This is a genomic window from Litorimonas sp. RW-G-Af-16 (genome assembly GCF_048319245.1).
Lineage (GTDB): Bacteria > Pseudomonadota > Alphaproteobacteria > Caulobacterales > Maricaulaceae > Litorimonas.
In genome coordinates, this window is the sequence record NZ_CP166993.1 from 1,825,527 (window position 1) to 1,839,173 (window position 13,647).

Below are 13,647 nucleotides of genomic sequence, written 5' to 3' on the forward strand. Positions count from 1 at the left end.
AAGTGTCAGAGGATTGAAAATGGGTGGGCCGATCAAAGTTTTAGTGCATGGCACAGGGTTCGCTGGACAAGGTCACGCTGAGGCTTTTCGCTATGCCGGGGCTGAGATTGTTGGCATCGTCGGACGCACGCCAAGCGTCGTCAAGAAAATTGCAGCCGAATTAAAAATACCCTACGGCGGTACGGATTGGCAGCGGGCCTTGGTTGACTGCCAGCCAGATGTCGTCTCCATTGCCACGCCGGGCGGCGCGCACTTTGATCCTATCAAACAAGCTATCGCTGCGGGGTGCCATGTTTTTTGCGATAAACCCCTCACAACTGACGGCGACAGTGCTTCAATACTTTTCCAATTAGCTAACGATAAAGGTGTCAAAACGGCATTCGCTGCAAGTTTCAGATATATGCCTGAAGTCCTTCATGCAAAAAGATTGGTTGCCGAGGGCGCGATTGGCGAACCTTTGGAAGTTGAGTGCATATCTCATTTCAATCTTGAGCGAGATATTCCATTCGGATGGTCACACCGCAAAGAAGATGGAGGTGGACGGCTCAATAATAATTTCACTCATAAACTGTCTATTGTAACGTCAGTCATTGGCGAAGATATCCAGGCAATAATGGGCGAAGTTCGAGATGATTTAGGGAAAGCCCCGATCGTTGAAGGGGTGCATAATTTCAAAACAAGACGCGACCACATACCCGAAGACTTGAATGATCCATCGCTAGAATGGGGCGAATCTAATGTGGAGTGGTCCTATAATGTTACCGCTCAAATCAATAGCCCGTTCGCGAAAAACCCAGTGACTGCCCTATTCAAGCATGGCGGCCTTCACCCAAGATTCCATGAAGACTACATCGCCTTTTACGGCAGCAAGGCCTCTATTTATATAAAAGGCCACTATGGCAGCGGCCCGCTCTATTTATATGGCACAGATAAATCCTGGACTGAGCGTAAACTCCCCGCGGATATCGCGGCAACTATCCCAGACGTTGAGGGCGATACGGAACGTAATTGGCGTTACCTCATTCGCGAACTTTTGAGAGATATAAAAGGCGAACCTGTAGGTCACTACCAAACATTTAAAGAAGGCGCCCAATACCAAAGGCTCATCGATGTCATTCGCCTTAACAACAGTTGGACCGATGTTAGTCACCTGCAATAAAAGGCACGTCCATGAACTATGACTATCTTGTTATTGCAGGCTATTTTCTTCTCATATTAGGCATCGGCTTCGCCTTCAAAAATTTGGCGGCTAAATCAACCAGCGATTATTTTCGCGGCGGCGGAAAGATGCTTTGGTGGATGGTCGGATCTACAGCCTTTATGATGCAATTTTCTGCGTGGACCTTTACTGGCGCGGCAGGCAAGGCCTTCACCGACGGCTTTGCGGTGTGTTTAGTGTTTTTCGCGAATACATTTTCATACTTCTGCGGCTGGGCCTATTTTGCGCATCGTTTTCGGCAAATGCGGGTGGATACACCGACTGAAGGTATTAGACGCAGATATGGCCATGGGAACGAGCTTTTCTTCTCCTGTGCTCTTATCATCTTCACTCTCATAAATGCAGGGATTTGGCTAAATGCTCTGGGTGTTTTTTCCAGTGCTGTATTCGAATCAGACATCACTCTCACAATCATTCTAATTGGCGTAACAGTGGTGTTCGTGTCGGTTCTCGCGGGTGCTTGGGGCGTTGTCGCGTCAGACTTTGTTCAAACTTTAGTGGTGGCTATTGTATCGGTGGCCTGCGCGATTATTGCCCTGATTAAAGTCGGCGGCCCTGTTGAACTCGTGACTAACTTTCCCTCTGATTTCGTCATGGGGCCAGACATGAATTACGGGCTTTTACTGGTCGGAACATTCGTATTCTTTTTGGCCAAGCAACTCATCACGATCATGAACTTGCACGACTCTTTTCGTTTTTTGAATGCAAAGGACTCTGCAAACGCTCGGAAAGCCGCCTTACTCGCTATGGCACTGATGGGGGTGGGGAGTATTATCTGGTTTATCCCGCCTTGGGCCTCTGCGATATTATATCCAGACGCCGCAGCCGCATACCCTGAACTGGGTAATAAAGCCGCTGATGCGGTCTATTTAGTCTTTGCCCGCAATGCCATGCCCGTTGGAACTGTCGGGCTTCTGCTCGCTGGACTATTCGCGGCAACCATGTCCTCTGTGGACTCGGCACTGAACAAAAACTCAGGCATTTTTGTAAGAAGCATATATCAGCCATTTCTAGCTAGAAGAAACAAAACCGCGAGTGACAGATCACTATTAAATCTAAGTCGATTCTTGAGTTTTCTGAGCGGGGTCATCGTCATTGCGATGGCCCTTTATTTCAAGTCCTTAAAGGAACTTAGCCTGTTTGATCTAATGATGTCGTTATCAGCGATGGTTCAAGTCCCGATTCTCATTCCGCTCATTGCAGGAATAATTATAAAAAAGACACCTGACTGGGCGCCTTGGGTCACAGTCCTTCTCGGTCTGTTTGTCTCTTGGTTCATGCTCAACATTCTAACGCCAGTAGTCTTTGCGGAATGGATAGGGATTGAGCCTTTCACTGATCGCGAGGCTACAGATATGAATTTGATACTCACCATTGGCGCGCAAGTATTCATCACCGCTGGCTTTTTCTGCGCAACGAGTCTTTTCTATAAAGAGGGGGCCGATAAGAATCTTGAGGAAACAAAGCGCTTTTTTGAGGATCTAAAAACACCTGTTATCGCAGGCGATGATCAAGATGAATACGACCGACAGCAAAGACGAAAATTAGGATCTATGGTTCGTTATATGGGGGCTGGCCTGTTATTCATGGCACTCATCCCAAATCCTATCTGGGGCCGCATAGTATTTCTGTTGTGCGCTTTGGCGATTTTGACCGTGGGGACTTTTTTGAAGAGAAGCGCGTCGGCGGCACCGCTCAGTAGCAATCTGGTATAGTCGAGGAAAGACAAATGCCTTACACATTCAAAAAAACAGTATTTCTGTCATGTCTTACCCTGCTTGTGATGGGCTGTACTTCTATCAACGCACCTAGCGCCGTCAGGCTTTCTCACGGCGTTGACATGTCCGCAGGTGGCGATGAGGCTTATATTATCATCATAGAGAATGCGACTTTCTATCTTGAGAAATCTGGTGGCGGCCTCTCCAGCATGCTTGATAAAGATGGGGTCGACTGGCTTGGATTTCACAAAGAAAAGGGAAGTGCCCATAAAGGTGAGTATCGCGGGTTTCCAAATGCAATTCACAAACAAGACGGCAATTATTTTCATGCAATGAATGCAGGAACCGACCCGTCTTCATCCGTCATATCCATCAACACACCCGACCATATCCAAATCGTCTTTACATCAGGCAATGGCGCTTGGGAGGGAGTATGGGACTTTTACCCAGACCGCCTAGACTTCACCATGAGCAAGATTAGTCCAGGCTACAAATACTGGGTGCAATATGAAGGTGTCCCTGGCGGCGAAATGGACAGGTCTGACTTTCGCTATTCGTCTGCTGATACAAAGCGCCACCTGATTGATGAAGACTTTATTGGGGACTTGCCCAGCCCTGAATGGATGGCGTTTGGCGATGAAAATTCGCCCCGTATGTTGTATCTGCTACACCATGAGGACGATAAACATCCTGATGATTACGTAAGCAGACCAGATATGACAGTGCTAGGCTTTGGCAGACGCAATAAAGATAAATTCCTAGATACACCTCAAACCTTTACGCTCGGTTTTATCGAGACGACGGAATATAGTGACATCAAAAACGCTATCGACACTCTTGCGCCTTGAATAGAATTATATCTAATTCGTAAATTGTAGACGGCTGACCTCAAGGACATCCCAGCAAGCTCCCAAAGTATGGTAATCGGTTTTCCCCAAAGGCGATTTTTTGTTGGTTATAGGTGAACCGTCTCGCTTACGAACGCGGAACCAAGCGCCATTTTTATGGTCAATGAGATGTTTCCAACTCCAACACCAGATGCGTTGGTAATCCTTCATATATCTCTCATCCCGCGTTAAATGATAGAGCCGCCATGCGGTCGCAAATGTTTCTGCGTGAACCCAGAAGTGTTTTTCATCCGCACACACCTTCCCACAAGGGTCTACGCCATAAAATATCCCCCCGAATTCAGCATCCCATCCAGTCTTTATAGCATGATCATAGAGCGCTTTCGCACGCGGTAGCCATTTATCATTTGGACGCTCCCGATCCAGCATGAGCAGCAATTTGCTCCATTCCGTCTGGTGCCCGGGCTGGAACCCCCACGGCTTGTAGCGGTCATTAGGTTTATCGATATTAAACTGCATGTCCGCTTGCCAATTAGAGGTATAATGCTCCCAAATTTGCCCGTCTGTCTGGGCCGCCAAATCGAAAGCAAACCGATTGGCAAGTCGTTCGGCACGATCTAAAAATCTGGGGTCAGCCGTTGCTTGCCATGCAGCAATGAGAGCCTCACACATATGCATATTAGCATTTTGACCGCGATAGTTAGACAGCTTTTTCAAAGTCGAATCTCGTTCGTCATTGTAAGCGCTTGCGGCTTCATCCCAAAAATATGTGTCTAAAAAATCGTATGTTTCATATAGTATGGATTTTGCACGAACGATGCCCGCGCGCAGGCAAGTGGCGGCCGCCAACACAACAAAGGCATGACCATAGGCCATAACTCGGCTGTCGGTGACTTGGTTTTTTTCAAGCAACCAAGCGTAGCCGCCATTTGGCTCTCTATGATAGTTTGTAAGATAATCGAGACCCCACTGAGCCCATTCTAAATGCTGTGGTTTGCCGTAGAGACGGTAAGCCGTCGCATAATTGACGACATACCTGGCTGAGCCGACAAGCTGACGACTATCAGGGTCGTAGCACTCTCCATTGTTCAGAAAACAGCCATAAAAGCCGCCCTCGTCCGAAAAAACTCGGGGTTCGTAAAATGCTAGCGTTGACTGAATGTGCCCTTCCAGAAAGTCCTCGTCATCGAAAACTGGCTGCTGGTGGGTATTCATGAGATTTCGACTATGCTGCTATCATCTGCCATACGCCCCTCACGCCAATGAAAGATGTGAAGAGAGAAAACAACAGAATCCCCGTCAGAAAAATATTAGAGAGGAGAGAATTTTTATACGCACCCATCAAATCCTTTCGGTTCGAAAGATAGAGAATACACATCACAGTGATAGGCAGTATAATTGCGTTCATCGCTTGCGACGCAATCATGACGAACACAGGTCTAGCCCCGATTAAAGGCACAACCAATCCAAGCAAAGAGATTGCGAAAACCATTACCCGGTATTTTGGCAGGGTCATATTGCGCTCTGCCCCAGAGTAATCGCAAAGCAGCCAAGGCAACATCAGCACATTTGGAAACTGCGACGAAACTCCAGCAGAGATAATACCAATAGCAAATATCGAGGTGGCAAAGGAGCCCGCAAGAGGCTCTAACAAAGTGATCATTTGAGAGGCGCGGGAGAGCCCTATGTTTTCAGCATATAATGTTCCAGCGGCCGCAGCCATGATCGCGGCGCTAATGACAAACATCAGGGTCACAGAAACAATGGCATCATTTCGTTGGGTTTTCATGTCTTTGAGTGTCCATCCAGCCTCTTTCACAAGGGTTGTGCGGATAATAAATAATCCCGAGAAAACCGTCGTCCCAACCATAGAAGCAATGACCAGAAGTGGACCTCCGTCAGAGCTTGGGTCAACTTGTGGAACGCTTGGGATTAAGCCTCTCAGTATGTCCATAGGCGGCGGCATCATAATGAAAAAATTGACTAAGAAACTAGCCGACATAATCGCAACAATGACAGCGAGGCTGCGTTCAAAAAACTGCGTTTTTCCATTCCAAAATATGAAGAAAACCAGAGCAGAAAATGCTGAGGCGAAATAGATCGGATAAATACCACCCTCCACCGCAGTCTTGGACCACTCATAGCAAATTTCGGAAACAATCCCCATCACCCCCATGACACTACCGCAAACGCCGAGCGTCAGTGCTACAATGAAATAAATACCTACAACTGGATGAATGTGTTTCTTAAAAGCTTGCAGCGCCGTTTCGCCTGTCACGAGGGTGAAACGACTATAAATGTTGATCATGAAAAAAGTGCATAGGCAGGACGCAATAATCGTCCACAAAAGCGCCATTCCATATTCAGCTCCCGCCTTTGCCATAGCAGTAACGCTGCCTGTCCCTAAATTGAAACCAAGCAAAAATATTCCAGGTAGAAAAAGCGCCAAGCCCTTAGAAAATTTGTGGCCAAGCGTGTTTATTTCTAAGTTTTGTACATCTGTTATTTTTGTCATAGTGACCTAAGGCGCGAAACTATGTGCCAAAACAAATTTGGATCGTAACTCTGATGTTTTTCGTTTCGCCTCTTTATAAGCCTCTTCTTCCGCAGCGACTAGAACAGTATCTAAAACGTGAGCAAAGTGGTTTCGTATTAAAGATCGAGCTGCGCGCGAGTCTCGATGCTCCAACGCCTGAATAACAGCTTGGTAGGCTCGCTGTGCAGGACCGCTAAATTCGTGACATATGTTTTTATAAAAACCGTGTAGCTCCCATGCCTCACTGCGCATCGTCCAAAGTCGGTTAACAATGCGGATAATAGCGTGGTTTTTTGTAGCCTTAGCTATGCAGGCAAAAAAAGCGCATTCGGCCTGATATGGAGACATTTCGCTCTTCACCTCTCCATAAATGATACCGTTATATTTTTTCAATGCCAGGATCTCTTCATCAGTAATATACGGCGCCGCCAAAGCCGCAGCTTCGGACGCAATAACTAATTGAGCCTCGGTTATTTCAGCTGGACAGGTTTCGCTTTGTTGGCTTTCATAGGCTTTCCCTGGGTCAATTATGAGAGGGCTTTCGCCTTTTTGAATTGTGATCCGCCCTTTTTCGCTTAACAAATCTTTGGCTTTTCTGACCGCGTGTCGACTGACGCCAAAACGGTTGGCGAGGGCGTATTCACTCGGCAGGAGGCTGCCAATGGCAATAACTTGCGTGTCAATTAATGCCTGAATTTTATCGGCCAAGTCGGCATATAATGATAGGTGTGCCATACGCTGCCTGCCGCTCCTTTCTTCCATCATAATCACAAAAAAGCACCGCCCGAGATACGGACGGTGCTTTTCATTTTTTCAATTACACAAGCTTGTTCTTAGAACGTGTAGCTGGCACCGAAGATGACACGACGGTCGGTGATGCCTTGGTAACAGCGTAGAGCGCCACCTTCCACACATGCGACATCTGAATTAGATTCTGTCAGGTTGACCGCATCGACTTGGACTGTGAGGCCATCAGTTACTTCATAGCTTAGGCTGCCGTTAAGCTGACCACGCGCCTCTTGTTGGCCTCTAAATCCGTATGGTGTGAAGACGCCAGATGTTCCTGGCAGGTCATCCGTCGCAAATGCGTCACGCCATGTATAACGCAGTCTGGCTGACAGACCATACTTCTCGTAATACCCAGTCAAGTTATACGCATGATTGGATAGGCGCAGTAAAGTAGCCGTTTCACGCGTCACATTTGGGAACCCTTGTGCTGCGAGAATAACTTTGTTCCGGTTGCCTGAAATACCCACGAAACCCGTGTTATTGTCTTCATTCTGGTATGTGTAGTTTGCCAGCAAACCAAACCCAGAGGCCCAACCAAGCTTATCTTCCCACCCAGAAAGGTTGTATTGAAACGCAACTTCAACACCTTTTTGTGTCGTCGAATTATCGGAGTTAAACGTCGATTCGTTGTCAACACAAACGCCTGTCCCAAGGGTATCATCACCGAAAATCCCTGGAGATGTGCCGGGAGAGAAAATCCCGCCACCTTCACAAGGTGCCGTGACGTCACGTACAGGAGGGTTTCCAGTCTCGACCGCAGTATCTTCGCGGGCCCCGAATAGACCATTACGTTCTTTCCGGAAAACACCGACACTAAAGACAGCCTCAGGTGCAAAATACCAATCCAGAGACGCTTCAAGGCTATCAACTTCTTCTGGTACCAGTAATGGATTGCCACTCTCGGCATTACCATTAACACCACCGAAATCTGGGAAGACAATCCCGGAAGTCAGGTCGTTAAAGTCAGGACGGCGAATATCTTCATAATACGCGCCGCGGAAAATAACGTCTTCAGTCACATCCACAGCAACGTTGACGCGTGGGAGGAAGTGATCGTAGCCGTTCTCAACTGTTGTCAAAGTCGTAGAGCCGGGCACAGCAGGATTACCGCCTGTCGCAGGAACATCATCGATAATTACATTCGCTGTCGACGAAAGGCTCGTGTCTATATAGCGCAAACCTGCATTACCGCGAACTCGACCGAAGTCGAAATTCGCTTGTCCGTAAATTGCAAGCGTGTCCTCTGTAATGTCAAAGAAAGCTGAATCATCACGAGTCAAACCTGATCTAAAGATCGGATTAAGGCCCTGGGCTGACGCAGCTGAATTAATTGTCGTAATCGTGGAGGCGAAGTCCCGCGTCAAATCTGGGTCCACCTGCAATACACCATCAACCGCTAAGGCGTTTCCAGACCCCTCAGCAAAATTATCAGGAATTTCGCTCAGAAGTTGGGAAATCCCGCCAGCGTTCAAGCTACCTGCAAGCAAGCCACTACCACTGACAGATCCGCTCCGGTCATCTCTAATACTCGAACGCTCACCAAAGCGCACGCCAGCATCAAAAGAGGTTAAGAAATTAGACAAACGTGTCTCAGACAAGTCATAGCTGGCATCAAAACGGATAGCCTGATCAACATTCTCACGAATATCGCCACTGTAAGCTGGGTTACCATCAATGACGTAATTATTGGGGTCCAACAGATCTGCTTCTGATGGTGCAAATGGATCAGCAAAGTTAATGTCCCAACCGTAACCGTTGCTCAGGTCGAATATAAGCGGTGTTCCGTTTTCATCTCTTTGATCCGTCCCGCTGCTACCACCAAGTCTGACACCGATAACATTGTCGTCAGCATCTTCAATATCACGAACCGTCAATGGAATAAATGAATTCGGGTTGATGAAGTTAAGATTGATCGACAAATTTGGATTGACAGTGTCGGAACTTGATCTGGCAAACTCAGCGTTAAGTGTTAACGCCTCTGTCGCTTCCCACTCACCCCCAAACCTTAGGGTCGTCGTATCAGTGAAGCGAGAACCCGCATCTGACGCAACGCGGAAGAACGGAGCACCCCGTGAGTCTTCTGCCTCACTCATAGCCTGCACTTGAGACGGCTGGAATGTACCACCGACAACCTGTAGAATGCTTCCAAAGTCCTGATCGCCATTGGCACCTGGAGCAGACCCGATATCGACAGTCCGAAAGTCTGTAAAGTTAGTTTGATCGCCATTAAAGCGATCCCCACTCCCGTTTAGCCGGCTAACATTAGACGCCTGAATTCTATTACCTTTCAGTTTCCGCTCTTGATCATTATAGACTACGTCAGCAAATATCCGAAGATTATCTGTTGGCTTAGCTTCTATGGAACCAGCGATATTGAAAGTTTCAAAATTTTGTGTTCTTTGGACTTGGTTCAAGAACTGAACACCCAAAAAGCCATCTGCCCCGGCTGGGCAAGTGCTCGGCGGAGTATCGCCTGTGCAATCAACATAATTGTCAGTATCAAGACGCGGACGGAAGGCCGTGTTCTCTGACTTAGTGTAACTAGCACTTACAACGACGCCAATCTCTTGACCTTTCGCATTTTCCCAATTTTTACCTAAAGCGCCTGAAATTCTTGGAGATATTCCAGAGGTAAGACTGCTGTCCTCGCCTTGGATGCGAACAGATGCCAGAGTATCTTTAAGATCGAGTGGTCTAATGGTTCTAAGGTTAATGATACCGCCGACAGCCCCTTCGATGTGGTAGGCTTCGGGTGCCTTCACAACTTCGAGACCCGCGATGATGGCGGGATTAACATCTGTAAAGTTGATGCCCCCGCGACCATTGCCATTGCCAACAGTTGTTACGCCATTAAATTGAATAAGGTTTTGGTCTGATCCGCGAATTTGAACGCCTGTACCGACGCCCTCAGTCCGAGTGATTTGGATGCCAGGAATATTTTCCAAGACCTCAGCCAAGTTCTGGTCTGGAAGTTTACCAATATCTTCGGCGATGATAACTTCAACCAAGCTATCCGCTTGACGTTTTTCAACAAGCGCACTTTCAAGTGACTGACGAATACCTGTTGCGATAACTTCGTCTTGCCCAACGTCCTGCGCGAATGCGGTAGGCGCGGCAAGAATGGGTAGAGAAGACCCAATAAGCAAAGCAACTTTCAAAGGTTGAAAAGCATTTTTTTTGAATTTTGGCATAGGCATATGACATTTCCCCTGTCTTGTTTGTTTCTCCAACAAAAACCCTATTCCCGCTATATGTCAACCGATAATTTAGACCAATTATAATTTATTGGTAGGACCAATTTAATTGGTTAGGCTGGACGGATGTCTAGACAAGCAGGCCTAAATTGGTTTTGTTGCAATCTGACGTATTAAATCTGACATCTATAATATGGCGTATTCTCGAATAATTAAGCCATCGCGTTAGATGCGCTACGACCCCTGAAGCGGGCCTCTTCCATCCCCCACACCCGCCCCCCAGACCCGCGACGTAATGAGGCTTTCCGTCTGTCTTTAAATCAGGCAATAGACATTCATGTCCCGCGACTCTCAAGCCATTGTCAAAGCCGTTTTGGGTCCGACCAATACGGGCAAGACGCATTACGCCGTTGAGCGGATGTTGGGTCATGCGAGCGGGGTGATCGGCCTGCCGCTGCGCCTCTTGGCCAGAGAAGTCTACGATAAAATCGTCGCGCGCAAAGGCGAGAAACTGGTCGCCTTGATGACGGGCGAGGAGAAGATCATTCCTCCGACGGCGCAATATTATGTCTGCACTGTCGAGGCGATGCCGATTGAGAAACGCTTTAACTTCCTCGCCGTCGACGAAGTGCAGTTGATGGGCAATCATGAGCGCGGGCATATCTTTACCGACCGCGTCCTCTATGCGCGCGGAATTTACGAGACCCTGTTTATGGGCGCGGAAACGGTGCGCGACGTGCTGGCGACGCTTGTACCGAAAATTCAGTTTGATCACCGCGAGCGCTTCTCTGAACTGCATTATGACGGACCGAAGAAGATTACGCGCTTACCCAAACGCTCCGTCATCGTCGCGTTTTCGGCCAAGGAAGTCTACGCGCTGGCGGAGTTATTGCGGCGGTTTCGCGGCGGCGCGGCAGTCGTCATGGGCGGGTTATCCCCGCGCACCCGTAATGCGCAGGCGGAGCTGTTCCAAAGCGGGGAAGTCGATTTCCTCGTCGCGACAGACGCCGTCGGCATGGGTCTGAACCTCGATACCGATCATGTGGCCTTTGCGGGGCTGTCCAAATATGACGGGCGTCGGCGGCGCATGCTGACCCCGATGGAGGCCGCGCAGATTGCCGGCCGTGCGGGGCGTTTTCGCAATGACGGGACATTTGGGATTACCGGTGACTGCCCGCCTTTCCCCGAAGAGATGATACGCCGTATCGAAGCACATGAATTTGAAGACTTACAATATGTCGAGTGGCGCAATTCTGATTTGGATTTTACCTCGCTCGATAGCCTGTTTGAGAGCCTGCACATGCCGCGCCCGACCAAGCGTCTCCGCCGCATCAAAGGCGCAGATGATGAGGCTGCGCTCGAACGCATGGTCGCGATCCCCGAAGTTAGCGCCGCCATGAAAACGCGGACACAAGTCAAGCAGCTGTGGGACATCTGCCAAGTGCCAGACTTCCGCAACCTCACAATCGATACCCATGTGAAGCTGCTCCAAGATATATACCGCATGTTGGTCACGCATGGCGGCACTCTGCCTGACGCGTTCATGGCGAAGCGGATCGCGAATTGCGACGAGACGTTTGGCGATGTCGAGATTCTCTCCGCTCGCCTGTCGCGCATCCGAACCTGGACTTATTGCGCGTCAAAGGCGAATTGGATGCCCAAAACCTCTGGAGATACGAAACATTGGGTAAATGTTGCGCGCGAGGTTGAAGATAGGTTGTCAGATGCGCTACACGAGAAACTCACGGCACGTTTTGTTGACCGCCGAACCAGTAAATTGCTTAAAGGCATGGGAGCAGACGCGCTTATGGACGCGACGATAAAAGACAATGGCGATGTGTTCGTCGATGATCACCTGATCGGCAAGCTAGACGGCCTGCAGTTCACCAAAGACGCCAGCGCCAGCGGGCTCGAAGAAAAAGCGCTGGAAGCGGCGGCGCAAAAAGCACTCGCGCCAGAGATTAATCGTCGCCTGACCTCCCTCTGCGGCGGCACGCACGCAATCTTCCAACTATCTGACGACGGGAAGATCATGTGGGGCAGCATGGCTGTCGGCAAGATCGCACCCAGCGGCTCTGTCTTTACCCCTGACGCCGCACTGATTGGCGGAGAACTGGGCAATCCGACTCTGCAAAACCTCGCCGCAGACCGTATGCGGGAGTTTCTACGAGCCGAAGTCACCGCGCATTTGGAGCCGCTGCAACGCCTCAAAGACTTCCCCAATATGGAAGGCATGAGCGCAGAGGCCAAAGGTTTTGCCTACACGCTGCTGGAAAATCACGGCTCCGTTGATCGACGTCACCACGCCAAAGCGATCAAAGCCCTAGAGCAAGAACCGCGGCGGCAGCTGCGCTCGATCGGTGTCGTCTTTGGTCACTATAATATCTACATGCCCGACCTGATGAAGCCTAAGCCAGCCAAATTGCTGAGCTTGCTGATCGCTTTCGGCGCAGGCGGAGACCGCAAACCGTTCATCCCCTTTGCGGGCGTCACATCTATCCCAAATGAGGGCGAGTTAGCGTCCAGTAATTACGGCAAAGGTGCCCTCGCGCTGGCGGGTTACCGCGCTGTTGGCCCGCGCATTGTGCGCTTTGACATCCTCAATCGCTTATCAAACCTCATCCGCGATGCGGGCATCCAGTTTGAGCAAGAGAAAAACGAAGGCGTGCAGGGCAAACGATTCCAAGTCATGCAAGAAATGCTGGCTTTGCTGGGATCATCTTATGAAGATGTTCGAGGTGTTTTGTCAGCCTTAAATTATAAAGCAGAGGTCGCAGAGACCGCGCTGACGACTGACCCCGCGGCAGAGAGTAAAATAGAGGCAGAGGCAGAGGCAGAGGCAGAGGCAGAGGCAGAGGCAGAGACTAAGGCGGAAACTTCTAAAACACCTCATACGGATGCGGCTGCGCCAACTGACGCGGCAAAGCCCCCGAAACGCTCGGCACGCCGCCCAACACCGCCAATTTGTCCAATCGCGAAGTGAAACGGATCGCCAATCGCAAGCGGTTGAGCCTTTATAATAATCGTGTGCCGCAAGAAGACGGCACCAATGTTGAAGAACCCAATTTGGAGTATTGGAGTTACGCCCCGCCCAAACGCAATCACGATGCAGCACGACGCAAAAAGCCTTACAACACCGCCGCCAAAGGCGCGTATAAAGGCAAGAAACCTCGCAGCAATGACAAGTCTGGCGGCCAGAAACCCCATGACAGCAAAGTTGCGGCGAAACGCCAAGTGAAGTTAGAAAATTCACCCTTTGCGGCTCTGGCAGCGTTGAAATCGCCGTCAAAGTCGGGCGATAAATCCTAGCGTACCCGCGCCACTGGCTCGCCTGCGAAAATCG

At 49.4% G+C, this 13,647-nt stretch carries 9 protein-coding genes; 5 read left to right on the forward strand and 4 right to left on the reverse strand.

The window, feature by feature from the left end:
• The first annotated feature begins 19 nt into the window (after positions 1–19).
• The 3 genes from AB8615_RS09020 to AB8615_RS09030 are packed head-to-tail and all read left to right on the forward strand — an operon-like array spanning position 20 to position 3,785.
• Complete coding sequence (locus tag AB8615_RS09020; RefSeq protein ID WP_409432273.1) at positions 20–1,159, forward strand: Gfo/Idh/MocA family protein; 1,140 nt, start codon at positions 20–22, stop codon at positions 1,157–1,159.
• An 11-nt stretch (positions 1,160–1,170) separates the two neighbouring features.
• A complete protein-coding gene (locus AB8615_RS09025; protein ID WP_409432274.1) occupies positions 1,171–2,934 on the forward strand; it encodes a sodium:solute symporter family transporter in 1,764 nt (587 codons plus the stop codon).
• 14 nt (positions 2,935–2,948) lie between these two features.
• A complete protein-coding gene (locus AB8615_RS09030) occupies positions 2,949–3,785 on the forward strand; it encodes a hypothetical protein (RefSeq protein WP_409432275.1) in 837 nt (278 codons plus the stop codon).
• A gap of 12 nt (positions 3,786–3,797) precedes the next feature.
• Here the strand turns inward: AB8615_RS09030 and AB8615_RS09035 are convergent, their stop codons facing one another.
• The 4 genes from AB8615_RS09035 to AB8615_RS09050 form a co-directional block, all read right to left on the reverse strand.
• The gene (locus AB8615_RS09035) at positions 3,798–5,000 is read right to left on the reverse strand and encodes an AGE family epimerase/isomerase (protein ID WP_409432276.1); all 1,203 of its coding nucleotides are present in this window, start codon (positions 4,998–5,000) and stop codon (positions 3,798–3,800) included.
• Between the two features lie 10 nt (positions 5,001–5,010).
• The gene (locus AB8615_RS09040) at positions 5,011–6,300 is read right to left on the reverse strand and encodes an NRAMP family divalent metal transporter (RefSeq protein ID WP_409432277.1); all 1,290 of its coding nucleotides are present in this window, start codon (positions 6,298–6,300) and stop codon (positions 5,011–5,013) included.
• A gap of 6 nt (positions 6,301–6,306) precedes the next feature.
• The gene (locus AB8615_RS09045) at positions 6,307–7,056 is read right to left on the reverse strand and encodes a FadR/GntR family transcriptional regulator (RefSeq protein ID WP_409432278.1); all 750 of its coding nucleotides are present in this window, start codon (positions 7,054–7,056) and stop codon (positions 6,307–6,309) included.
• Between the two features lie 98 nt (positions 7,057–7,154).
• Positions 7,155–10,301, reverse strand: coding sequence for a TonB-dependent receptor (locus AB8615_RS09050; RefSeq protein WP_409432279.1), 3,147 nt, complete (start codon positions 10,299–10,301; stop codon positions 7,155–7,157).
• 340 nt (positions 10,302–10,641) lie between these two features.
• Here AB8615_RS09050 and AB8615_RS09055 point away from each other — a divergent pair, with 340 nt between their 5' ends.
• Both AB8615_RS09055 and AB8615_RS09060 read left to right on the forward strand, forming a co-directional pair.
• Complete coding sequence (locus tag AB8615_RS09055; RefSeq protein ID WP_418152251.1) at positions 10,642–13,287, forward strand: helicase-related protein; 2,646 nt, start codon at positions 10,642–10,644, stop codon at positions 13,285–13,287.
• Positions 13,269–13,613 carry a hypothetical protein gene (locus tag AB8615_RS09060; RefSeq protein WP_418152253.1) on the forward strand — a complete coding sequence of 115 codons (345 nt, stop codon included), beginning with the start codon at positions 13,269–13,271 and terminating at the stop codon, positions 13,611–13,613. The genes AB8615_RS09055 and AB8615_RS09060 overlap by 19 nt, the downstream gene beginning before the upstream one ends.
• The last annotated feature ends 34 nt before the right edge of the window (positions 13,614–13,647 follow it).